This is a genomic window from Pseudomonas sp. XWY-1 (assembly GCF_002953115.1).
Lineage (GTDB): Bacteria > Pseudomonadota > Gammaproteobacteria > Pseudomonadales > Pseudomonadaceae > Aquipseudomonas > Aquipseudomonas alloputida.
Window position 1 is genome coordinate 5,481,508 of the sequence record NZ_CP026332.1, and the last position, 22,977, is coordinate 5,504,484.

The 22,977-nt window shown below is 62.0% G+C and carries 17 protein-coding genes and 1 pseudogene; 11 read left to right on the forward strand and 7 right to left on the reverse strand.

Annotated elements, in window-relative coordinates; genetic code table 11:
• Nucleotides 1–145: 145 nt before the first annotated feature.
• From aroQ to ntrC, 3 genes are all read left to right on the forward strand, one after another.
• Entirely contained in the window at nucleotides 146–688 is a 543-nt protein-coding gene (gene aroQ / locus PRJ_RS25600; protein ID WP_104962703.1) for a gamma subclass chorismate mutase AroQ, read from the forward strand.
• 267 nt (nucleotides 689–955) lie between these two features.
• Nucleotides 956–2,041 (forward strand): nitrogen regulation protein NR(II), encoded by a 1,086-nt coding sequence (glnL, locus tag PRJ_RS25605; protein WP_104962704.1) that lies wholly within the window; start codon nucleotides 956–958, stop codon nucleotides 2,039–2,041.
• Nucleotides 2,038–3,474: a nitrogen regulation protein NR(I) gene (gene ntrC, locus PRJ_RS25610; protein WP_104962705.1), complete on the forward strand. Its 1,437-nt coding sequence runs from the start codon at nucleotides 2,038–2,040 to the stop codon at nucleotides 3,472–3,474. The genes glnL and ntrC overlap by 4 nt, the downstream gene beginning before the upstream one ends.
• 589 nt (nucleotides 3,475–4,063) lie before the next feature.
• Here the strand turns inward: ntrC and PRJ_RS25615 are convergent.
• Nucleotides 4,064–4,501: a hypothetical protein gene (locus PRJ_RS25615; protein WP_104962706.1), complete on the reverse strand. Its 438-nt coding sequence runs from the start codon at nucleotides 4,499–4,501 to the stop codon at nucleotides 4,064–4,066.
• Here PRJ_RS25615 and trmL point away from each other — a divergent pair.
• Entirely contained in the window at nucleotides 4,500–4,961 is a 462-nt protein-coding gene (gene trmL / locus PRJ_RS25620) for a tRNA (uridine(34)/cytosine(34)/5-carboxymethylaminomethyluridine(34)-2'-O)-methyltransferase TrmL (protein WP_003249209.1), read from the forward strand. The genes PRJ_RS25615 and trmL overlap by 2 nt on opposite strands.
• Nucleotides 4,962–5,116: 155 nt before the next feature.
• Here trmL and secB read toward each other — a convergent pair whose 3' ends face one another.
• Genes secB through PRJ_RS25635 form a run of 3 tightly spaced genes read right to left on the reverse strand, consistent with a single transcriptional unit; the run spans nucleotide 5,117 to nucleotide 6,311 of the window.
• Nucleotides 5,117–5,602, reverse strand: a complete 486-nt coding sequence (secB, locus tag PRJ_RS25625; RefSeq protein ID WP_003249206.1) for a protein-export chaperone SecB — start codon at nucleotides 5,600–5,602, stop codon at nucleotides 5,117–5,119.
• A gap of 39 nt (nucleotides 5,603–5,641) precedes the next feature.
• Entirely contained in the window at nucleotides 5,642–5,896 is a 255-nt protein-coding gene (gene grxC / locus PRJ_RS25630; protein WP_003249204.1) for a glutaredoxin 3, read from the reverse strand.
• 1 nt (nucleotide 5,897) lies between these two features.
• The gene (locus PRJ_RS25635) at nucleotides 5,898–6,311 is read right to left on the reverse strand and encodes a rhodanese-like domain-containing protein (RefSeq protein ID WP_010955605.1); all 414 of its coding nucleotides are present in this window, start codon (nucleotides 6,309–6,311) and stop codon (nucleotides 5,898–5,900) included.
• 207 nt (nucleotides 6,312–6,518) lie between these two features.
• Between PRJ_RS25635 and gpmI the strand changes: the two genes are divergently transcribed.
• From gpmI to PRJ_RS25655, 4 genes are all read left to right on the forward strand, one after another.
• Nucleotides 6,519–8,054, forward strand: a complete 1,536-nt coding sequence (gene gpmI / locus PRJ_RS25640; RefSeq protein ID WP_010955606.1) for a 2,3-bisphosphoglycerate-independent phosphoglycerate mutase — start codon at nucleotides 6,519–6,521, stop codon at nucleotides 8,052–8,054.
• 140 nt (nucleotides 8,055–8,194) lie between these two features.
• Nucleotides 8,195–9,511, forward strand: a complete 1,317-nt coding sequence (locus PRJ_RS25645) for a murein hydrolase activator EnvC (RefSeq protein WP_014592693.1) — start codon at nucleotides 8,195–8,197, stop codon at nucleotides 9,509–9,511.
• Nucleotides 9,512–9,589: 78 nt separating this feature from the next.
• A complete protein-coding gene (locus tag PRJ_RS25650; RefSeq protein WP_004576741.1) occupies nucleotides 9,590–10,906 on the forward strand; it encodes a S41 family peptidase in 1,317 nt (438 codons plus the stop codon).
• 8 nt (nucleotides 10,907–10,914) lie between these two features.
• Entirely contained in the window at nucleotides 10,915–11,682 is a 768-nt protein-coding gene (locus PRJ_RS25655; RefSeq protein WP_064491016.1) for a divergent polysaccharide deacetylase family protein, read from the forward strand.
• A gap of 43 nt (nucleotides 11,683–11,725) precedes the next feature.
• On the opposite strand, the gene PRJ_RS25660 is transcribed toward PRJ_RS25655, so the two are convergent.
• The 3 genes and pseudogenes from PRJ_RS25660 to PRJ_RS25665 form a co-directional block, all read right to left on the reverse strand.
• Nucleotides 11,726–16,411 (reverse strand): dermonecrotic toxin domain-containing protein, encoded by a 4,686-nt coding sequence (locus PRJ_RS25660; protein ID WP_104962707.1) that lies wholly within the window; start codon nucleotides 16,409–16,411, stop codon nucleotides 11,726–11,728.
• Nucleotides 16,412–16,528: 117 nt separating this feature from the next.
• Nucleotides 16,529–16,993, reverse strand: a complete 465-nt coding sequence (locus PRJ_RS30130) for a hypothetical protein (protein ID WP_172830944.1) — start codon at nucleotides 16,991–16,993, stop codon at nucleotides 16,529–16,531.
• A pseudogene (locus tag PRJ_RS25665) lies at nucleotides 16,941–18,475 on the reverse strand (BCCT family transporter). Before PRJ_RS25665 ends, PRJ_RS30130 begins: the two are co-directional and overlap by 53 nt.
• Nucleotides 18,476–19,007: 532 nt before the next feature.
• On the opposite strand from PRJ_RS25665, the gene betI reads away from it, so the two are divergent.
• From betI to betA, 3 genes are all read left to right on the forward strand, one after another.
• Nucleotides 19,008–19,664: a transcriptional regulator BetI gene (gene betI, locus PRJ_RS25670; protein ID WP_014859113.1), complete on the forward strand. Its 657-nt coding sequence runs from the start codon at nucleotides 19,008–19,010 to the stop codon at nucleotides 19,662–19,664.
• Between the two features lie 39 nt (nucleotides 19,665–19,703).
• The gene (betB, locus tag PRJ_RS25675; RefSeq protein ID WP_003249182.1) at nucleotides 19,704–21,176 is read left to right on the forward strand and encodes a betaine-aldehyde dehydrogenase; all 1,473 of its coding nucleotides are present in this window, start codon (nucleotides 19,704–19,706) and stop codon (nucleotides 21,174–21,176) included.
• 77 nt (nucleotides 21,177–21,253) lie between these two features.
• Nucleotides 21,254–22,951 (forward strand): choline dehydrogenase, encoded by a 1,698-nt coding sequence (betA, locus tag PRJ_RS25680; RefSeq protein ID WP_014859114.1) that lies wholly within the window; start codon nucleotides 21,254–21,256, stop codon nucleotides 22,949–22,951.
• Nucleotides 22,952–22,977: the final 26 nt, after the last annotated feature.

A 22,977-nucleotide genomic window follows, 5' to 3' on the forward strand; every position in this document is an offset into this window, starting at 1 on the left:
GATTGGCGCCTCGCGCCGATGACATGATCAAAACGGCCTCCCTCGGGAGGCCGTTTTTGTTTTCATACATGCGAATCAGAACGCCCCTACAAGCAGCAGTTGGTCAACTGCGCACAATCCATTCTCCCTCTGTATGGAGAACACCATGCGCCTGGCCATCACGTCACTTTGCTTGCCGTTTGCCTTGATCGGCTGCATCGCTCCTGAAGCCTCCCAGCCTGAATTCAACCCACTCCTATCCAACATCGAGTACCGACTGGACCTGGCCAGCTCGGTTGCACTGCACAAGTGGGAACACAACCTTGCCGTAGCAGCGCCCGAGCGCGAGCGCGAAGTCCTTGCCCTGGTGCGCCAGCAGGCCGCCGACCATGACCTCAGCCCTGAACGCGCCGCAGCTTTCTTCAGCGACCAGATCGAGGCCAACAAGCTGATGCAGTACACCTTGCTCGATCGCTGGGTCACGCTAGAGCAGAGGCCATCAGCAGCCGTCCTTGATTTGGTCGACCAACTGCGACCTCGTCTGGACAAGCTTCAGGCAACGCTTCTATTCGAGTTGGGGCGCTTCGACCGGCACCCTCCAGAGGACTGCGCGCGTAAACTCGCCAACGCCCTGCACGCCCGCACCAATGACCCGATACGCCACCTTGCCCTGGTCCGCGCAACCGCACAGCTGTGTCCGAAACACTAGACGCGTCAATGCTCTATATTGGTGCATAACAACGCCGAACGCTCCGCCATGCACCCCAAAACAGGTCGCGCGGAGCGCCCGCTCAGCAAATTTTGATCCGATTGAGCGCAAATCCAGGCCTTTCTCAGCTATTTCCGCTTCTTTTCGGAGCCTTGGTTTGTTTCTTGCATTTTTTGCAGGAAGAGAGTCTCGCATCAGCGGATCCACAGCACGCCCGGATCTGGCCCCAAGTGCCAGGCAAGCGCCAAACGAGGTCAACGACGCCTTATGACCATCAGCGATGCACAGCACCGTCTGCTTCTGGACAACCTGACCACCGCCACGTTGCTGCTCAACGCCGATCTGCGCCTGGAGTACATGAACCCGGCCGCAGAAATGCTGCTGGCCGTCAGTGGCCAGCGCAGCCATGGGCAGTTCATCAGCGAGCTGTTCACCGAATCGACCGAGGCGCTCAGTTCGCTGCGCCAGGCGGTCGAGCAGGCGCACCCGTTCACCAAGCGTGAAGCGCAGCTTACATCGCTGACCGGGCAGACCATCACCGTCGACTACGCGGTAACGCCGATACTGCATCAAGGCCAGACCCTGCTGTTGCTCGAGGTGCACCCGCGTGACCGGTTGCTGCGCATCACCAAGGAAGAGGCCCAACTGAGCAAGCAGGAAACCACCAAGATGCTGGTGCGCGGCCTGGCCCACGAAATCAAGAACCCCCTTGGCGGCATCCGCGGAGCGGCCCAGCTACTGGCCCGCGAACTGCCTGAGGAAGGGCTGCGCGACTACACCAATGTGATCATCGAAGAGGCCGACCGCTTGCGTAACCTGGTCGACCGCATGCTCGGCTCGAACAAACTGCCGTCGCTGGCCATGACCAATATTCACGAAGTGCTGGAGCGGGTGTGCAGCCTGGTCGATGCCGAAAGCCAGGGGTGCATCACTTTGGTGCGCGATTACGACCCAAGCCTGCCGGACGTGCTGATCGACCGAGAACAGATGATTCAGGCCGTACTCAACATCGTGCGCAACGCCATGCAGGCGATCAGCTCGCAGAATGAACTGCGCCTGGGTCGCATCACCTTGCGCAGCCGCGCCCTGCGCCAGTTCACCATCGGCCACGTGCGTCACCGCCTGGTAGCGCGGGTAGAGATCATCGACAACGGCCCGGGCATCCCGCCGGAACTGCAGGAAACCCTCTTCTATCCCATGGTCAGTGGCCGCCCGGACGGTACCGGGCTGGGCCTGGCCATTACCCAGAACATCATCAGCCAGCACCAGGGCCTGATCGAGTGTGAAAGCCACGCTGGCCATACCGCCTTCTCGATTTACCTGCCTCTGGAACAAGGAGCCACCGCCTCATGAGCCGAAGTGAAACCGTATGGATCGTCGACGATGATCGCTCCATCCGCTGGGTCCTGGAAAAAGCCCTGCAACAGGAAGGCATGACCACCCAGAGCTTCGACAGCGCAGACGGTGTCATGGGGCGCCTGGCACGCCAGCAACCCGACGTGATCATTTCCGACATTCGCATGCCTGGCACCAGCGGCCTCGACCTGCTGGCGCAGATCCGCGAGCAGCACCCGCGCCTGCCGGTCATCATAATGACCGCCCACTCCGACCTGGACAGCGCCGTGGCCTCGTACCAAGGCGGTGCCTTCGAGTACCTGCCCAAGCCATTCGACGTCGACGAAGCGGTATCGCTGGTCAAGCGCGCCAACCAGCACGCCCAGGAGCAGCAAGGCCTGGATGTGCCACAGAACCTGGCGCGCACCCCGGAAATCATTGGTGAAGCCCCGGCGATGCAGGAGGTATTCCGCGCCATCGGCCGCCTCAGCCACTCCAACATCACCGTGCTGATCAACGGCGAGTCCGGCACCGGCAAAGAACTGGTGGCCCACGCCCTGCACCGGCACAGCCCGCGCGCAGCATCGCCGTTCATTGCCCTGAACATGGCTGCCATCCCCAAGGACTTGATGGAGTCGGAGCTGTTCGGCCATGAGAAAGGCGCCTTCACAGGTGCTGCCAACTTGCGTCGCGGCCGTTTCGAGCAGGCCGATGGTGGCACGCTGTTCCTCGACGAAATCGGGGACATGCCTGCCGACACCCAGACCCGCCTGCTGCGTGTGCTGGCCGATGGCGAGTTCTACCGCGTGGGCGGCCATGTGCCGGTCAAGGTCGACGTGCGCATCATCGCCGCCACCCACCAGAACCTGGAGTCACTGGTGCAGGCCGGCAAGTTCCGTGAGGACTTGTTCCACCGCCTGAACGTGATCCGTATCCATATTCCGCGCCTGGCCGACCGCCGCGAGGATATCCCCGCCCTCGCCCGCCACTTCCTTGCCCGGGCGGCCCAGGAGCTGGCAGTCGAGCCGAAGATCCTCAAGCCGGAAACCGAAGAGTTCATCCGCAACCTGCCATGGCCTGGCAATGTGCGGCAGATGGAGAACACCTGCCGCTGGATCACCGTGATGGCCTCCAGCCGCGAAGTGCTGATCGGCGACCTGCCACCCGAACTGCTGAACCTGCCACACGATACCGCGCCGGTGACCAACTGGGAGCAGGCCCTGCGCCAGTGGGCCGACCAGGCCTTGGCGCGCGGGCAGACCAGCCTGCTGGACAGCGCAGTGCCGAGCTTTGAGCGGATCATGATCGAGACGGCACTCAAGCACACCGCCGGCCGCCGTCGCGATGCCGCGCTGTTGCTGGGTTGGGGGCGCAACACCCTGACACGCAAGATCAAGGAGCTGGGGATGAATGTGGCTGGTGGGGATGATGAGGAAGGTGATGACCACTGAGCGCTGAATTAGCCTTCTAGATTGCTGGGGCTGCTTTGCAGCCCATCGCGACACAAGGCCGCTCCCACAGGATCACCTCTGCCCCCAAGGCTGATGCGATGGACACACATCGCGGTCGTCGTAGGAGCGGGTTCACCCGCGAAGAGGCCGGGCCTGCTGGCCAATCTCCACCTGCCATTCACCGTTGCCGCCGCCACCGTATTCGCGGGTAAACCCGCTCCTACCACGATCCTGTGGGAGCGGCCTTGTGTCGCGATGGGGCGCAAAGCGGCCCCAGCCATTTCAGCCCTCTGAATGCACCGTTCCTGTGCCCGCTGCACCTCTCGAAGGCACAAATCCCCTCAAAATCCGGCCAAATCACCCGCAAAGCCCAGTATTCACGGCTTTTGCAAAACTGGCACGCCCCCTGCAATAAGCAATACATCTCCAGTTTCGGGGGCCCTGGTACAGGCAGGCCGGGTGAACCCCTCTTTTATTTGCAGCACCGCCGCTTTTGGGGACCTCGGTACAGGCAGGCCGGGCATCCCCCCTTTATACGCAGTACCCCTTTTGGGGACCCTGGTACAGGCAGGCCGGGATATCCCCTCTTTTATTCGTGCAGTTTCACTTGCACCCGCCAGCGCCCAGCGTCCTCTGCACCGGCCCATTCGCCGTGCAGGGGGCGCGCGGCCACCACCGTCAGCAACAAACCTTCCTTGCTGTGCTGTACCCGCCAGCTCACCGGCTTGCCCTGCAGGCTGAGCTGCCCTTGCTGAGCCTTACCCCGGGCCTGGAACAGCAACGCCACCGTCCCTTCCACGTTCTCGCCATGCAGCTTGGGCTCTTCGTTGAACCACAGCTCCAGGCCATCCTGCATCACTTGCACCTGCTGCAGTTCACGCTCGTCCGGCGTAGTCAGGCGACCGATCATCAGCCCTACCATCAAGCCGACGATCGCCAACGACAGCATCACCCGTGGGAAGGCCTTCGAACGCACGTCCGGTTCAGGGGTAGAATGCCCGTCATCTTCACGTTTGGAGCCGTGCATGTTTCACGTCATCCTTTTTCAACCAGAAATTCCGCCGAATACCGGCAACATCATTCGTCTATGCGCCAACAGCGGCTGCGCCCTGCACCTGATCGAACCCATCAGCTTCGAACTGGATGACAAGCGCCTGCGCCGCGCAGGGCTGGACTACCACGAGTATGCCACGCTCAAGCGCCACGAGAGCTTGGCCGGATGCCTGGAAAGCCTTGGCAACCCACGGTTGTTCGCCTTTACCACCAAGGGCTCGCACCCGTTCCACGAAGTGGCCTTCCAGCCGGGCGACGCCTTCCTGTTCGGGCCAGAGAGCCGCGGGTTGCCGGCCGAGGTGCTGGACAGCCTGCCGGCCGAGCATCGCCTGCGCCTGCCGATGCGGCCGGGGTGCCGTAGCCTGAACCTGTCCAATACGGTGGCGGTGACGGTGTATGAGGCGTGGCGGCAGAACGGGTTTGCCGGGAGCTGATGTGTTGCCTGTGCGGGCCTCTTCGCGGGTAAACCCGCTCCTACGCAGGTGGAGGGAACGGCGCGATCCCCTGTAGGTGCGGGTTTACCCGCGAAGAGGGCCGCACAGGCAACAAAAAAGCGCCCCGAGAGGCGCTTTCTTGATACCAGCAGTAATTACTGCACAGTAGGCGCTTCACCCGCTTCCTGCATACGCTGCATTTCTTGCGCGTACAGGGCGTCGAAGTTGACCGGCGACAGCATCAGCGCCGGGAACGAACCGCGGGTCACCAGGCTGTCCAGGGCCTCACGGGCATAAGGGAACAGGATGTTCGGGCAGAACGCACCCAGGGTGTGGCTCATCGAAGGCGCATCGAGGTTGGCGATCAGGAAGATACCGGCCTGCTGCACTTCAGCAATGAAGGCCACTTCGTCACCGTTCTTGACGGTAACCGACAGGGTCAGCACGACCTCGTGGAAGTCGCCTTCCAGGGATTTCTGCTTGGTGTTCAGGTCCAGGGCAACGCTCGGTTCCCAGGTCTGACGGAAGATCTGCGGGCTTTTCGGGGCCTCGAACGACAGGTCGCGCACATAGATGCGTTGCAGGGAGAACTGAGGGCTGTTGTCTTCTGCAGCAGCGCCGTTGGTCTGTTGGTCAGTCATGTCAGATCCTTATCCTAATGTTTTTGAATGCAGTGCAAATCAGGCCGCCAGCAACGCGTCGAGCTTGCCCGCGCGCTCCAGGGCATAGAGGTCATCGCATCCACCGACATGGGTGCTGCCGATCCAGATCTGCGGCACCGACGTGCGGCCGGCTTTCTGACTCATCTCGGCGCGAACCTGCGGCTTGCCGTCGACCTTGATTTCCTCGAAGGCCACGCCCTTGCTCTCGAGCAGGTACTTGGCGCGCATGCAGTAGGGGCAGTAGTCGCTGGAGTAGACGATGACAGGCTTCATATCACTTCACCAGGGGCAGGTTATCGGCTTTCCAGCTGGAAACGCCACCGCTCAGTTTGGCGGCGTTGTAACCAGCTTTGAGCAGCTCGCGGCAAATGGTGCCGGACTGCTGGCCCATCGCGTCGACGACGATCAAGGTCTTTTCTTTATGCTTGCCCAGCTCGGTCATGCGGTTGGCCAGCTTGTCCTGCGGGATGTTCACCGCACCGACGATATGACCGGCGGAGTATTCCTTGGCCGGGCGAATGTCGATCACCAGGGCCTTCTCGGCATTGACCAGGGCTGTCAGTTGGCCGTTAGTCAGGCTTTGGCCACCACGACGGATTTCATTGATGAGCAGCAGGACCAGCAGAATGAGGAAGATCGCAACCAGGATGTAGTGATCTGTCGCGAATTGAATCAGGTGAGCAACCATCAGCGGTGTTCCAGGCGATTGAAAATGCCGGCCAGTATACACAGCCCCTTGGTGCCACCAAAGCCCGACGGGCCGGCCACAAAACCACCTTCATGTTGCCACCACAGGTGCGCCGGTCGGTGGAGTGGGACGAATATTCGCCGCAGGTGGCGTATTTGCCCTAAAATGCGTGTCTTTATCATCTTTGAACAACCGTGAGTTTGATTGATGACGAGCACGCCCAAACCTCTGGTCCTGATTATCCTGGATGGCTTCGGCCATAGCGATATCCCCGAACACAACGCCATCTTTGCCGCCAATAAACCGGTCTATGACCGCCTGTGCGCCACCCAGCCGCATGGCCTCATTTCCGGCTCGGGCATGGATGTCGGCCTGCCGGACGGGCAGATGGGCAACTCCGAAGTCGGTCATATGAACCTCGGCGCAGGTCGCGTCGTGTATCAGGACTTCACGCGGGTGACCAAGGCCATCCGCGACGGCGAGTTCTTCGAAAACCCGGTACTGACCGGTGCTGTGGACAAGGCAGTCGGTGCTGGCAAGGCCGTGCACATCCTGGGCCTGCTGTCCGATGGTGGTGTACACAGCCACCAGGACCACTTGGTGGCCATGGCCGAACTGGCCGCCCAGCGTGGCGCCGAAAAGATCTACCTGCACGCCTTCCTCGATGGCCGCGACACCCCGCCACGCAGCGCGCAGTCGTCCATCGAACTGCTCGACGCCACCTTCGCCAAACTGGGCAAGGGTCGTATCGCCAGCCTGATCGGCCGCTACTACGCCATGGACCGCGACAACCGCTGGGACCGCGTCAGCGCTGCCTACAACCTCATCGTCGACAGCGCTGCCGAGTACACCGCTGACACAGCCCTGGCAGGCCTTGAAGCAGCTTACGCCCGCGACGAAAGCGACGAATTCGTCAAGGCCACGCGCATTGGCGAAGCCGTCAAGGTCGAAGATGGCGATGCCGTGATTTTCATGAACTTCCGCGCCGACCGTGCTCGCGAGCTGTCGCGTGCATTCGTAGAGCCAGACTTCACGGAATTCGCCCGTGCGCGCCTGCCGAAGATGGCGGCGTACATCGGCCTGACCCAGTATTCGGCAAAGATCCCGGCACCAGCAGCCTTTGCCCCGTCCAGCCTGAACAACGTGCTGGGCGAATACCTGGCGAAAAACGGCAAGACCCAGCTGCGCATCGCCGAAACCGAGAAATACGCCCACGTCACCTTCTTCTTCTCGGGTGGCCGCGAAGAGCCGTTCGAAGGCGAAGAACGCATCCTGATCCCGTCGCCGAAGGTCGCCACCTATGACCTGCAACCGGAAATGAGCGCGCCGGAAGTGACCGATCGCATCGTCGAAGCCATCGAACAGCAGCGCTTCGACGTCATCGTGGTCAACTACGCCAACGGCGACATGGTCGGCCACACCGGCGTGTTCGAGGCAGCGGTCAAGGCCGTCGAAGCACTGGATACCTGTGTAGGACGCATTGTCGACGCACTGGACAAGGTCGGCGGCGAAGCGCTGATCACCGCTGACCACGGCAACGTCGAGCAAATGGAAGACGAGTGCACCGGCCAGGCGCACACCGCGCACACGACCGAGCCGGTACCGTTCATCTACGTGGGCAAGCGCAACGTGAAAGTGCGCGAGGGCGGCGTGCTGGCCGACGTGGCGCCAACCATGCTGAAGCTGCTGGGGCTGGAAAAGCCGGTGGAAATGACCGGTACCTCGATTCTGGTCGACGCCTGAATGTCGAAAGGGGCTGCGTTGCAGCCCCAATTGCACATGAATTCCAGACAAACGCCCCCCTGCATCCGCAGCGAGGCGTTTTTTTTGCCTGCCCAGGCGGGCATACTAGGCCAGTCTCCATCCTTGGTACGCCAAACCCCATGCTTCGCGCCCTGATCCTCCTAGCCCTGTCTTGCCTGCTCAGCCCGGCCTTCGCCGATGAGCGTGCGCAGACCCAGCAGCAACTGGATGCCACCCGCCAGGACATTGCCGAGCTCAAGAAAACGCTGAGCAAGCTCCAGGAAGAAAAGGCCGGTGTGCAAAAAGACCTCAAAGCCACCGAAACCGACATCGGCAACCTCGAAAAGCAGGTGGAGGCCCTGCAGCAAGAACTAAAAAAGACTGAAGGCGAGCTGGAGCGCCTTGATACCGAGAAAAAAAAACTCCAGAGCGCCCGCGTTGAACAACAACGACTGATCGCCATTCAGGCCCGTTCGGCCTACCAGAACAACGGTCGCGAGGAATACCTCAAGCTGCTGCTCAACCAGCAGAACCCCGAGAAATTCGCCCGCACCCTTACCTATTACGACTACCTGAGCAAGGCGCGCCTGGAGCAATTGCGCACCTTCAACGAGACCTTGCGCCAACTGGCCAACGTCGAACAGGAAATTTCCAGCCAGCAACAACAACTGCTGGCCCAGCGCACCGACCTCGACAGCCGTCGCCAGGCCCTGGAAACCGAGCGCGCCAAGCGCCAGCAGGTACTGGCAAAGCTCAACAGCGATGTGAAGGACCGCGATCAGAAGCTGCAAGCGCGCGAACAGGACCAGGCCGACCTGGCCAAGGTCCTGAAGACCATCGAGGAAACCCTCGCCCGCCAGGCGCGTGAAGCTGAAGAGGCACGCAAGAAGGCCCTGCTGGCGCAGCAGGAAGCGGAAAAACGCCGCCAGCAGGAAGCGCTGGCCGCCGCCGCTGCCCGCGACCGGGCCCGTGAGCCTGCAGAGCCAGTGGAACCGCCGAAAAAGGCCCGTACCACCCTCGGGCCGATGGTTTCCAGCGATGGCGCCAACTACGGCGGCGCATTTTCTGCTGCGCGGGGCAAACTTCCATGGCCAGTCAATGGTCGATTGCTGGCACGTTTCGGTGATGCCCGCGGTAGCGACGCCCGTGCCAAGTGGGACGGGGTTATGATCAGCGCCAACCCAGGCACCCAGGTACGTGCCGTGCACGGCGGGCGTGTGGTATTCGCGGACTGGTTGCGCGGTGCCGGGCTTCTGGTCATTCTCGACCATGGCAACGGTTACCTGAGCCTGTACGGCCACAACCAGAGCCTGCTCAAGAATGCCGGTGATATCGTCAAGGCCGGTGAAGCCATTTCCACCGTTGGCGACAGCGGTGGTCAGGACGCGGCAGGCTTGTATTTCGCTATCCGCCAGCAGGGCCGGCCTACCGACCCTTCGCAGTGGTGCCGGGGCTAGTCAAATTTCTACGGCGCAGCCTGAGTGCTGCGCCGATGCTCCCCAGGGAGCGCTTACAGGATCAGGAGTTCGTTCGACATGCTGCACTCGCCTCGTCTCACCCAACTGGCCCTGTCCATCGCCCTGGCGGTCGGCGCGCCCCTGGCCACCGCCGCAGAGCCGGCCAAGGCCGCTGCAGTGCCAGCCACCGAGGTGACCGCCAAGGCGCCACTGCCGCTGGAAGAACTGCGCACCTTCGCCGAGGTCCTGGACCGCATCAAAGCTGCCTACGTCGAACCGGTAGACGACAAGACCCTGCTGGAAAACGCCATCAAGGGCATGCTTAGCAACCTTGACCCGCATTCGGCCTACCTCGGCCCTGAGGACTTCCAGGAGCTGCAGGAAAGCACCAGCGGCGAGTTCGGCGGGCTGGGCATTGAAGTAGGCCAGGAAGACGGCTTCATCAAGGTGGTCTCGCCAATCGACGACACCCCAGCCTCGCGGGCCGGCGTGCAGGCTGGTGACCTGATCGTCAAGATCAACGGCGCCCCGACCCGCGGCCAGACCATGACCGAAGCCGTCGACAAGATGCGCGGCAAGGTCGGCGAGAAAATCACCCTGACCTTGGTGCGCGACGGCGGCAACCCGTTCGACGTGAACCTGACTCGTGCAGTCATTCAGGTCAAGAGCGTGAAGAGCCAGCTACTGGAGAACGACTACGGCTACATCCGTATCACCCAGTTCCAGGTCAAGACCGGTGACGAAGTGGGCAAGGCCCTGGCCAAGCTGCGCAAGGACAACGGCAAGAAGCTGCGCGGGGTGGTGCTGGACCTGCGCAACAACCCAGGCGGCGTGCTGCAATCGGCAGTGGAAGTGGCCGACCACTTCCTGACCAAAGGTCTGATCGTCTACACCAAAGGCCGCATCGCCAACTCCGAGCTGCGTTTCTCGGCCGACCCGGCCGATGCCAGCGCAGGCGTGCCGCTGGTGGTACTGATCAACGGTGGCAGTGCATCGGCATCGGAAATTGTCGCCGGCGCCCTGCAGGACCAGAAGCGCGCCGTGCTGATGGGCACCGACAGCTTCGGCAAAGGCTCGGTGCAGACCGTGCTGCCACTGGCCAACGACCGCGCCCTGAAGCTCACCACTGCGCTGTACTACACCCCCAACGGCCGCTCGATCCAGGCCCAGGGCATCGTCCCGGACATCGAGGTGCGCCCGGCCAAGCTCACCGCCGAAGCCGACACCGAAAACTTCAAGGAAGCCGACCTGCAGGGCCACCTGGGCAACGGCAACGGCGGCGCCGACCGCCCGACCGGCAGCAGCAAGCGCAAGGAACGCCCGCAGGATGACGACTTCCAGCTGAGCCAGGCACTGAGCCTGCTCAAGGGCCTGAACATCACCAAGGGCGACTGAGCCACCCTATGCGTTTTCTGCTGTGTCTGTTGTTTTGCCTGATGGCCGGAATCGCGCAAGCGGCACCGGCCAACAAGGCCTACATGAGCATCATCATCGACGACCTGGGCCAGAGCCCAGAGCGCGACAGCCGTACCCTGGCCCTGCCTGGGCCGGTGACCATGGCGATCATGCCCGACACCCCGCATGCCACCGACTTTGCACGCCAGGCGCACAAGGCCGGCAAAACGGTGATCCTGCACATGCCCATGGACCCGGCCACCGGGCCCTATGCCTGGCACCCGGGCATCGCCATCGAAGAGCTGGCACGGCGCCTGGACGCAGCATTGGTCAAGGTGCCCTACGCCGCCGGCATCAACAACCACATGGGCAGCCGCATGACCGCACAACGTGAACCCATGGCGTGGTTGATGGGCGAGCTGCAGCGGCGCCATCTGTTCTTTGTCGACAGCCGCACCAGTGCCGCCACGGTCGCCGCGGCCGAGGCTCAAGCACACGATGTCGCGCATGTATCACGGGATGTATTTCTGGATGACGTGCGCACGCCGGAAGCCATCGACGCTCAGCTGCAACAGGGTATTACGCTGGCCCGCAAGCAAGGCTCGGCCGTGTTGATCGGCCACCCCTACCCGCAGACGCTAGCGGTGCTGGAAAGTCAGATTCCACGGCTCAAGCAGTTGGGTATCGAACTGGTCACGCTGCAACAGATGATCGCCACACGTGGCAACCAGGCCATGCCTGCACACGGTAAGCATGGCCGTTACAGCAATCGCTAGCATTTGCTGATCGCGGGCAGCCGCTGGGCCACCCGGGCAAAGTTCAGAGGTTGAACGGAATGACATCCCTGGCCTGTGCGTAGGTCAGGTTACCCCGATAAATGCTCAGTACCTGCCCCTCGCTCGCCGCCTTCATTTGCTCGCGATACCCCATTTTGCGCTGGCTCCACAGCTTGAGATGGCCTTTGCCAAACGCCGTCGGCGCCGCCTGCGAGTCGGCAAAATGGAAATGCGCGGCCCACAAGGGTTTACCTCGACCCTCACCGGGAGCACGCAACAGGCTGATCCGGTACTCGTCCAGATAGCCATCGGAAACCACCTGCCGAGGCCCGACATATTCCACGGCGAGCAAACCCTGCTGATGGAGAAAATTCAGCCCTCTGGCACCTGGATAGCGCGTCTTGCTGTAAAGCGCTACCAAACAGTCGCGGCGGGCCTGACGCAACTGAATCAGCGCATCGTCCATGCCCGCCAGCAGCGCGTGCTCTGCGTTGGCATCGCTGAGCTGTTCACGCAACTCGGACACTTCGTTGATCTGGCCGTCCAGCATCGACATCAGGCCCATATCGTCAGCATCCTTGGCAACCAGGGCTCTGGCTTGAGCGATGACATTTTCGTTCTGTGCCAGCATGGCCTCGGCCAGCTCCCGATTGTTCCTTTCGGACTCCGGCGTAGAAGTCCGCGACTGCTGTTCCGGTTCGCCCGCGGCTACCTCTTCAACCCAGGTGTTTCCCTGCTTCTGGAAGCGATGCAGCGCGCTCTTGTTGAAAGCCGCTACAACTTGCAGCACAGCCTGCCCGTCGACCACCGATTCGCTGCCAATGACTATCTGACCAGCCCGCGTATGGGCCACCTGCAGGCTCTTTCGTGAATAGACCGCACGACGTGTGCCACGGACCTGCCCGTCCGCCTGCTCGCGCATGGCCTCGACCAACGCCTCACCGGCTATGGTTTTCAGTTCCACCATCTGTTGCTTGTACGCCTCAAGGCGCTGGACATCGATGAGCTTGCTGCCGAGTGTCTTGATCCGTTCGGCGTTGAGAATCGCCGCGAGGTATTCGTCCCACGCACTTTGCAGCACCTCGATTCGTTCGGCGACAGGCAAGTCACAGAACATCAGCAGATGATGGGTTTGTGCAGCCACCCGCAAACGCTGACTGGCGAGCGCATGGCGGAAGATCATGTAGTGCTGGGTAGGCGTGCCTTTGTGCCACTGCAGGGCCAGCTCGACCAGGCCCATGGCCTGGAAAAACCGGATGTTGATCGTGGTCGTCTTACGGCTCTCGATAATGCTCGAAACGGTCAGCGTGGTATTGACGTAAGGCACTTGCATGTCGATGTCGGTGATGGCCAACAGGCGATCCAGCTGGCTGGAGACATTGATGATCCTGGGCTGCTCTTCAAGCAACTTCTCCAACATCGTCCGGAACCTGGCATACAACTCGGCCTGTTTCTCTGGCGGTGCGACATTGAGCGCATTGGTGAGTTGGTCATATTCCCTGAACCCACCCAAGGCCAGCAGCTCATCAATGAAGAACATGCCAAAGCTGATCAGGTTCTTGCGGACCTGGCCCAAGAGTATCCGTTGATCTCTCACGCTGCCGACGTGCGTCGAGGCACTCGACTTGTCAAGCACGTAGGTAATGTTGCGTTCGGCCTCGAGATAATCAAGGAACAATCTCTCGTTCAAGGGCAGGCGCTGGTTGCGCAACTTACTCGTCTGCTCTTGCAACTGCTGGAACTTGAGCTTGAACAACTCGGTAGCCTGCTCGAATTGCGCACGTTCGCCCGGCTCGGTGGGTGGCGCCTTTTGCAACCGTTCCTCGACTTTTTTTACCGGATCACGCAAACCGACAATCTGCTCGCTCAACGCGTTGAAATCCTTCGTGGCAGCCTCTGCGGCCAGGATAAGCCGCTCTATCTCGGCCTGAGCCTTGGCAATCGGCCCGCCAAGCTTCTTGCGCAATCGCTCTCGGGCCAACTCGCCGGAGCGATCATTGCCACCGTGCAAGCGCGAATTATTGAGGTGCCAGACATTGCCGTCGCGCATCAGGTATGGCCCAACCGTGCCGTCCGGACCAATGATGCGAAACGCTGCGTTATCAAGGCTGACTCGGTAGACATCACCGTCCAGAGACACATAGAAATCATCCCCGATCCGTACCAGCCCCGCGGCCACGCCCTGCGTCTGCGGTTCGCGCCCTTCCAGCGAAACACTGGCCGCCAACGCCCGCATCTGGCCGCGCTGGGCACTTGACAGACCATTGAGCCCCCCAGCCCCACGCCAGGAAAAATCGAGGTGGGTGTTGGCCATGGCCTGCAGGCTGTCGACCGAGGGGCTGGGCTCCCGCGTTGCTGCGCAAAGGTTCGCCAACTCGACCCCAGTGCCGGCAGGTGGCCCCTGTAGCAGCGCTGGCGGCAGGTCGCCAGAAACGGGCGGCGCTGCCAGTTTCGGCGTCTGCAGGTGTATCAGCGCCAGCAAGGTGTTGTTCAGCACATCGACCATCGCCTGGATTTGCTCGTCGAAATGCGAGCTGGCCAGGCCATGCACATCGTTGATCAAGCTGCGCATGCCGATGTAGAGCCAGGCAACCGAGGTGAGCGGCCCTGGTAACACCGGAAACACAACATTCAGCAGCTCCCAGGAAAATGCCGTGACCAGTCGCCAACGCACCTCGCTGTTGCTCATGGCGCTGCGATCCGCCAGCTCCAGCAACATCCGGCCCTTGGCTTCGAACATCTGCCGATCCACGTCCCGCGCCCAGAATTGCAGCGCCAACTGAACAGGCTGCGGTTTCTCCGGGAGGGTGTAAGGGTCGAGCAGCCATTGGGGCAGGTGCGGCTCCCGGAAGCCTCCATTGTCGTAGACCGCGCGCTGAGCTTGCTCGATCCACAGCAGCACGTTGTCCTGCAAAGCCCCCGGGCGGCTGATCGCATCCAACAGTGCCTGAGCGCTGTCGTACTGAATCAGCGCCTTTTCGGTGTACAGCGGGCAGTACAACAGATGAACACCCAACTCGATGAGTTCGATCACGTAGAAACCATGCGCCACGTCGACCCTCTCTGATGTCGGTGAGCGTTTGAACGCAAGCGGTGCAATCCGCACAGCGGCTGCCCCTTCCGCGCCGCTACGGCAGAATTCTGCCAGGGCGCCGTAGGCGAATTTGTCGAGCCGTTTGACGGCACGCGCCCGCGCAGCATCGAACATCAGGGTGATACGCCAGCGTATGGCAAATGCCGAGATGTGTTCGGCGCGGCTCGCCGAGCGATCGAGCATCGACTGAACATGCCGTGGATAACTGCCGCCGATATCGACTCGCTGCACCAGCTCACGGACGTAATCAATGGTCATCCACTTCATGATCAGCTGGTTTTCCCGGTGGGCGATGTGTGTCACCACCCCGCCTGCGGTGGCATCCAGGCGGCCGATCGCCAGCTGCGTCAGGGTCAACGTCTTTTCACCGGTCTTCTGGCCGAAGCCCAGCCCGTGACCGTCACTGACAAAGGTCTCGACCGTGAGGAGAAGGTCATCAGGAAAATAATTGGCGTCTACCGGGTGGTCATGCAGCATCGCTTCGCGCAGGCGCGTCGCCGCATAGGTGTGCAAGTCCGGCAGACCGTCCTGAATGCCCTGCGCTGGGCTGTGCTGTTGCAGTAGCGACAAGTCGAGCATGGCTTGGAGGTAAGCGGTCTGGCTATCCGTATCGGCTCGCGACAGGCCCTTGGGAAGCGCCAGGCCCAGCCCACCGGTGCCATGGTCACTGAACTCGGCGAAAAATGATGCGGGGTCGCAGGCCAAGTGGCAGTAGTGCTCCAGTTGGTCGACGCTGTCGATCGCACTCCAGCGCAGGCGGGCCACGCGCTCGAGCAAGATTTCCAGCAGCAAGGCGCTGTACAGGGCGAAAGCGTCGCCCTCCACAGTCAGGCCCTGCCAGTTCAACTCATCAAACCGGTAACGTCCAGCCATCTGTATTTGCAACGCCGCGCCGAATGCAGCCTGGGCGTCGAAACTGCGGACCAGGCCTTCGGGAGAACACCAGAGTGTCAGTTCGCGAACCTCACTGGAGGCGGTAATCAGCAAGCCGGGCAACAGCTCACGGAACGTGTCTTCGCCCTCACGTAAGGCTACCCGCACCAGCTGCACATCGAGCCCGGTGCGGTTGCCCATCATCAGGTCACGCAGAAGCTTGCGCTGTTCGTCGTCCAGCGCTTCGTCTTTCAGGCCATCGAGCAGGTTGGCGCGCAACAACTGTTGCAACCACAGGTCCCGGTCGATCGTGCCGTCGCCGTTCCAATAGTCGATCTGCGCTTGCTGGAAGTGCCAAAGCAGCATTGGCAGCAACGCGTTGAGGCCATCGGTCAGGCGCGCGGGCTCGATCAAATCGCCCTCAGCCGTTTCGAAGCTCGACTCGATGGCGAAAAAGCGCCGGGGCGGGTTCAGGCTAAGGCGGTAGTCACCCGCCGGGGCGAGGTCCAGTGGTTTAGCCGCAAGCAGGGCCTGCAGCACAACATCCACCAGCGGCTGAGGGCGCCAGACACCATCCGGCTGCAGGGACATCAGGTACAGCGGTGCAGCCGAGGTCATTTCAGGGCGATGCACGCCAACCAGAGGATAGTGCTCCAGGATCACCTTCATGACCTGTTCGCCTACGACCTGGCGGAGCGTGGGACGGCTGGCGAACTGGGCGGCGACTGCGTGTTTGAGGTTGTGCGCGTGAGTGGCGGGCATGACCAGGACTCGTTGTGGAATGAACCACAAAGCGTCCTGGAAATGGTATCGAAACAGGTGCTACATATTGCTGCTGGCAGGCCGCGGCACCTGGCGATGCGGCGACCTGCCGGGCTGTCAGCTATAGACGCGGCCAAGCACCTGGCGATGGCTCTCGAACTGATCGAGCACATCACGCACGATCTGGTCTGGGGCAAAGCCCATCAGGTCGTACTCCTGACTGCCGTCATGCAGGTAGACCTCGGCGCGGTAGAAGCGCTGGCGCAGTTCAGGCTCACCCTCGACCGGCGCCTCGCTCGGCGCGGCCATATAGCCGTCAAGGCTCACTTCGTAGACGAACGGGTTGCCTTCTTCCATCATCACCCGCAAGCCCATCAGGTTGCGCGACTGGCCAACGCGGGTTTCCACCTCGAAGCCCTGCGTCTGCAGCTGTGCAGCGGCTTCTTTCAACGCCGGGCTGACCTGCTTGTCCATGAAGCGCTGCACCACGGCCTGGGTCGGCTGCAGTTCCAGCTGGGTCAGGCGCTCGCTAAAGCCGCGACGGCCGCGGGCGGCCAGTTCGGCGCGCTCCTGCTCGATCACCACGTCCTGCTTCATGGCCTTGTACAGGCCGAACATGAACAGCACCAGCACCACCGAGAACGGCAGGCCCGCCAGCACGACCATGGTCTGCATGGCTTCGAAGTTACCGGCAAACAGCAGGCCGATGGTCACCAGGGTGATCACCACGGACCAGAACACCACCATCCAGTGCGGGGCATCTTCGTCGACCTTGCCGCCTGTGCACGACAGGTTGGCCATCATCACCGCGCCGGAGTCGGCCGGCGTGAGGAACAGCACGAACCCGACGAACACTGCCACACCAATGACGATCTTGGCTGCCGGGAAGTATTCCAGCAGCTGGTAGATCGACATCGATGGCTGTTCCAGCGCAGTCTTGCCCAGCTCCACGGCGCCCTGGTTGATCACCAGGTCCAGTGCGGTGTTGCCGAAGATCGACAGCCAGGCCAGGGTGAAGCCCAGCGGGATCAGCAGCACCCCCATCACCAGTTGGCGCACGGTGCGGCCCTTGGAAATACGGGCAATGAACATGCCGACGAACGGGCCCCAGGAGATCCACCAGGCCCAGTAGAACACGGTCCACAGGCCCAGCCAGCGCTCCGACTTGCCGGCTTCGCCTTCATACACATAAAGGTCGAAGGTTTTCAGCACGATGCCGTTCAGGTAGTCGCCGACGTTCTGCACGAAGCCGTTGAGCAGGTGCAGGGTTTCGCCGCCCAGCAGCACGAAGATCAACAGGCCGCTGAACAGCATGATGTTCAGGTTGGACAGGCGGCGGATGCCGTTTTCCACGCCCGATACCGCTGCCACGGTGGCCACGCCAGCCATGACCAGGATCACCACCAGCAGGTTGGTCTTGCTGTGGTCCATGCCGAACAGGTATTCCAGGCCGGACGACACCTGCATCGCGCCGATGCCCAGGTTGGTCACCAGGCCCAGCAGGGTGACGAACATGCCGAAGATATCGACGGCGTTGCCGGCAGCGCCCTTGACCCAACGCTCGCCCACCAGCGGGTACAGCGCCGAGCGCAGTGCCAACGGCTGGTTGTGGCGGTAGGCAAAGTAACCCACGGCCAGGCCGACCAGGGCATAGATCGCCCAGCCGTGCAGGCCCCAGTGCAGGAAGGTCAGCTGCAGGCCCTGGCGCGCGGCCTCGAGGCTGGCCGGGGTGCCCTCCGGTGGGTTGAAGTAGTGGTCCAGGGGCTCGGAGGCGCCGAAGTACAGCAGCGAAATACCGATACCGGACGAGAACAGCATGCCGGCCCAGGCGCCATAGCTGAAGTCAGGCTGGTCGTCCTTGCCACCCAGCTTGAGGCTGCCGTAGTCGGAGAAAGCCAGGTAGACGACGAACAGCAGGTATCCGCAGATGACCAGCATGTAGTACCAGCCAAAGGTGCGCGTCAGCCACTTCTGGGCCACGCCCAGCACCTGGCCGGCGGTTTCGGGTACAGCGATCAGCAAGGCAGTCAGAACAAGGATCATCAGCGCGGAGGTGAAAAACACCACGCGGTTGACCCGTACCCTCTCGGCGGGGGGCTTGGTAAGTGAGGCAGAACTCATTGCACGAATGCTCCGGGCAGTGCGGCTGTGGAGGCTAATCAGTCTTTCCCGAGCAATTGGTGGAATATCCCCACTGCATCAGGTGTTATAAAAGAACCCTGGAAACCGTGATCCCGAATCGATACGTTGCCAAAAACAGACAGGTGGCCTGCTGAAAATGCCACGCCTCAACGGAGGTGCGCGCATTCGTCACAGGTCACCCCGCCCGCTCCAAGGGCCTGTCGCAGGGCCAATGGCCGTACGGCAGAATCTGCATTTCGCATCGCTCATGCCCGTCAACACCTTGTATTCCGGGGGTTACGCGATTTCCTGGGGTGTCAATCCGTGCCTTCTCGACCGCCTGAAAAACTGTCAATGGCACAAATTGTCGCAGAGCTTATTCTTTATTGATTGAACGTTCAATCAAAACAAAATAGACTGGCCTTCGCCGAGTCAGCCGCCTGTCGTCTGCTCGCAGGCCTGAGGAGATAGCAAGATGCCCAAGGTCGGTATGCAACCCATCCGGCGCCAGCAGTTGATCGAAGCCACATTGCAGGCGGTCGATCAGGTCGGACTGGGGGACGCCAGCATTGCGCTGATTGCCCGTTTGGCCGGTGTGTCGAACGGCATCATCAGTCACTACTTTCGGGACAAGAACGGCCTGATCGCAGCGACGATGGGTTACATCATGAGCATGCTCAACGAAGGCGTCAGAGCACGTCGCCAGGCCCTGAAAGACGACAGCCCGCGCGCTCACCTGAAAGTGATCATCGAGGGCAACTTCGATGCCAGCCAGGTAAACGGCCCGGCAATGAAAACCTGGTTGGCCTTCTGGGCTTCCAGCATGCACCAGCCCGATTTGCACAGGTTGCAGCGGATCAACGACCACCGCTTGTATTCCAACCTGTGCTGCCAGTTCCGCCGCGCCCTGCCGCTCTACCATGCGCGCAAGGCAGCCCGCGGCCTGGCAGCCCTGATCGACGGTTTGTGGCTGCGTGGCGCCCTGTCGGGTGATGCATTCGACACCGACCAGGCGATACGGATTGCTTACGAATACATGGAACTACAACTGGCCAAGCAGCACACCCTGGGCACAAACGACCAGGCTGCTGACAATGCGCGCAGGGCCCTTGCCAACCCGGCAGGAGCATGACGCGCAAGCCAAACCACACACTGCACTTGCGAGGACACTATGGCCCGTTTCGGAACGCAAAAACTCTACATTGATGGCGCTTACGTCGACGCTGGCAGCGATGCCACTTTCGAAGCCATCAACCCGGCCACCGGCGAAGTCCTCGCCCACGTGCAGCGTGCTACCGAGGCTGACGTCGAGAAGGCCGTGGAAAGCGCCGAGCGTGGCCAGAAAGTCTGGGCTGCGATGACTGCCATGCAGCGTTCGCGCATCCTGCGCCGCGCCGTCGACATCCTGCGCGAGCGCAACGATGAGCTGGCCATGCTGGAAACCCTGGACACCGGCAAGTCGTACTCCGAAACCCGCTACGTCGACATCGTCACCGGCGCCGACGTGCTGGAATACTACGCAGGCCTGGTACCGGCCATCGAAGGCGAGCAGATCCCGCTGCGCGAATCGTCCTTCGTCTACACCCGCCGCGAGCCGCTGGGCGTGACCGTGGGTATCGGTGCCTGGAACTACCCGATCCAGATCGCCCTGTGGAAATCTGCCCCGGCCCTGGCCGCTGGCAACGCGATGATCTTCAAACCGTCGGAAGTCACCTCGCTGACCACCCTGAAACTGGCCGAGATCTACACCGAAGCCGGCCTGCCAAACGGCGTATTCAACGTTCTGACCGGCAGCGGCCGCGAAGTCGGCACCTGGCTGACCGAGCACCCGCGCATCGAAAAAGTGTCCTTCACCGGCGGCACCACCACCGGCAAGAAAGTCATGGCCAGCGCCTCCAGCTCTTCGCTGAAGGAAGTAACCATGGAGCTGGGCGGCAAGTCGCCACTGATCATCTGTGCCGACGCCGACCTGGACAAGGCCGCTGACATCGCCATGATGGCCAACTTCTACAGCTCGGGCCAGGTGTGCACCAACGGCACCCGCGTGTTCATCCCGGCTGAAATGAAGGCGGCCTTCGAAGCCAAGATCGCCGAGCGCGTTGCCCGCATCCGCGTTGGCAACCCGGAAGACGAAAACACCAACTTCGGCCCGCTGGTCAGCTTCCAGCACATGGAAAGCGTGCTGGGCTACATCGCCAAAGGCAAGGAAGAAGGTGCCCGCGTGCTGTGCGGCGGCGAGCGTCTGACTGCCGGTGACTTCGCCAAAGGTGCCTTCGTTGCCCCGACCGTGTTCACCGACTGCACCGACGACATGACCATCGTCAAGGAAGAGATCTTCGGCCCGGTGATGAGCATCCTCACCTACGAAACCGAAGAAGAAGTGATCCGCCGTGCCAACGACACCGACTACGGCCTGGCCGCCGGCGTCTGCACCAACGACATCACCCGCGCCCACCGCATCATCCACAAGCTCGAAGCCGGTATCTGCTGGATCAACGCCTGGGGTGAATCGCCGGCCGAAATGCCGGTAGGTGGCTACAAGCAGTCGGGCGTCGGCCGTGAAAACGGCGTCAGCTCGCTGGCTCAATACACTCGCATCAAGTCGGTCCAGGTCGAGCTGGGCGGCTACAACTCGGTTTTCTGAACCCTGTCTAGCCCCGCCCGTGCCACCGCGCACGGGCGTTCCCGCTCCCCGATCACCGCCAACACGAGGGTACTTTCATGTCCCAAGAATTCGATTACATCATCGTCGGTGCCGGCTCGGCCGGTAACACCCTGGCGACCCGCCTGACCGAAGACGCCGGCGTCACCGTCTTGCTGCTGGAAGCCGGTGGCCCCGACTACCGCTTCGACTTCCGCACCCAGATGCCAGCCGCCCTGGCCTTCCCGCTGCAAGGCCGCCGCTACAACTGGGCCTACGAGACCGACCCGGAACCTTACATGGACGGCCGCCGCATGGAATGTGGCCGTGGCAAGGGCCTGGGTGGCTCGTCGCTGATCAACGGCATGTGCTACATCCGCGGCAACGCCATGGACTTCGACGGCTGGGCAGAAATGCCAGGCCTGGAAGACTGGACCTACCTGGACTGCCTGCCGTACTTCCGCAAGGCCGAAACCCGTGACATCGGCCCGAACGACTACCATGGCGGCGAAGGCCCGGTCAGCGTGACCACGCCGAAAGCCGGCAACAACCCGCTGTTCCACGCCATGGTCGAAGCCGGCGTACAGGCCGGTTACCCACGCACAGAAGACCTCAACGGTTACCAGCAGGAAGGCTTCGGTCCGATGGACCGCACCGTGACCAAGAACGGCCGCCGCTCCAGCACTGCCCGTGGTTACCTGGACCAGGCCAAGAAGCGCCCGAACCTGACCATCGTCACCCACGCCCTCACGGATCGCGTTCTGTTCGACGGCAAGCGCGCCATCGGCGTGACCTACCTGGTCGGCGACAGCGAAGAGCGCGTCGAAGCCCGCGCCCGCAAGGAAGTGATCGTCAGCTCCGGGGCCATCGCCTCGCCGCAACTGCTGCAGCGCTCCGGCGTCGGCCCGCGCGCCCTGCTGGAAAGCCTCGACATCCCGGTTGTGCACGACCTGCCGGGCGTTGGCGAAAACCTGCAGGACCACCTGGAACTGTACCTGCAGTACGCCTGCACCCAGCCGGTTTCGCTATACCCGTCGCTGCTGTGGTGGAACCAGCCGGCGATCGGTGCCGAGTGGATGTTCAATGGCACCGGTATCGGCGCCAGCAACCAGTTCGAGGCCGGGGGTTTCATCCGGACTCGTCCGGAGTTCAAGTGGCCGAACATCCAGTACCACTTCCTGCCGGTTGCGATTAACTACAACGGCTCCAATGGCGTGAAGGAACATGGCTTCCAGGCGCACATGGGCTCCATGCGCTCGCCTGCCCGTGGCCGCATCCAGGTCAAGTCGAAAGACCCACGCCAGCACCCGAGCATCCTGTTCAACTACATGTCCACCGAGCAGGACTGGCAGGAATTCCGTGACGGCATTCGTCTGACCCGTGAAATCATGGCCCAGCCGGCGCTGGACCCGTACCGTGGCCGCGAAATCAGCCCGGGCGCCGACGTGCAAACCGACGAGCAGCTGGACAAGTTCATCCGCGAGCACGCCGAAACCGCCTTCCACCCGTCCTGCTCGTGCAAGATGGGCACCGATGACATGGCAGTGGTCGATGGTGAAGGCCGCGTGCACGGCATGAAGGGCCTGCGCGTGGTCGATGCCTCGATCATGCCGCTGATCATCACCGGCAACCTCAACGCCACCACGATCATGATCGCCGAGAAGATTTCGGACAAGATCCGTGGTCGCAAGCCACTGCCGCGCAGCACCGCCAAGTACTACGTGGCGGGGGATGCACCAGTGAAAGGCAAGCCGATGCGTGAAGTGAAACAGGGCTGAGGCCTTGATCAGGGGCCGCGCAGCGG

Bases quoted from the DNA above. Each gene is read 5' to 3' on its own strand.
- aroQ (WP_104962703.1), top strand. From the start codon at position 146: ATGCGCCTGGCCATCACGTCACTTTGCTTGCCGTTTGCCTTGATCGGC.
- glnL (WP_104962704.1), top strand. From the start codon at position 956: ATGACCATCAGCGATGCACAGCACCGTCTGCTTCTGGACAACCTGACC.
- ntrC (WP_104962705.1), top strand. From the start codon at position 2,038: ATGAGCCGAAGTGAAACCGTATGGATCGTCGACGATGATCGCTCCATC.
- trmL (WP_003249209.1), top strand. From the start codon at position 4,500: ATGTTTCACGTCATCCTTTTTCAACCAGAAATTCCGCCGAATACCGGC.
- PRJ_RS25615 (WP_104962706.1), bottom strand. From the start codon at position 4,501: ATGCACGGCTCCAAACGTGAAGATGACGGGCATTCTACCCCTGAACCG.
- secB (WP_003249206.1), bottom strand. From the start codon at position 5,602: ATGACTGACCAACAGACCAACGGCGCTGCTGCAGAAGACAACAGCCCT.
- grxC (WP_003249204.1), bottom strand. From the start codon at position 5,896: ATGAAGCCTGTCATCGTCTACTCCAGCGACTACTGCCCCTACTGCATG.
- PRJ_RS25635 (WP_010955605.1), bottom strand. From the start codon at position 6,311: ATGGTTGCTCACCTGATTCAATTCGCGACAGATCACTACATCCTGGTT.
- gpmI (WP_010955606.1), top strand. From the start codon at position 6,519: ATGACGAGCACGCCCAAACCTCTGGTCCTGATTATCCTGGATGGCTTC.
- PRJ_RS25645 (WP_014592693.1), top strand. From the start codon at position 8,195: ATGCTTCGCGCCCTGATCCTCCTAGCCCTGTCTTGCCTGCTCAGCCCG.
- PRJ_RS25650 (WP_004576741.1), top strand. From the start codon at position 9,590: ATGCTGCACTCGCCTCGTCTCACCCAACTGGCCCTGTCCATCGCCCTG.
- PRJ_RS25655 (WP_064491016.1), top strand. From the start codon at position 10,915: ATGCGTTTTCTGCTGTGTCTGTTGTTTTGCCTGATGGCCGGAATCGCG.
- PRJ_RS25660 (WP_104962707.1), bottom strand. From the start codon at position 16,411: ATGCCCGCCACTCACGCGCACAACCTCAAACACGCAGTCGCCGCCCAG.
- betI (WP_014859113.1), top strand. From the start codon at position 19,008: ATGCCCAAGGTCGGTATGCAACCCATCCGGCGCCAGCAGTTGATCGAA.
- betB (WP_003249182.1), top strand. From the start codon at position 19,704: ATGGCCCGTTTCGGAACGCAAAAACTCTACATTGATGGCGCTTACGTC.
- betA (WP_014859114.1), top strand. From the start codon at position 21,254: ATGTCCCAAGAATTCGATTACATCATCGTCGGTGCCGGCTCGGCCGGT.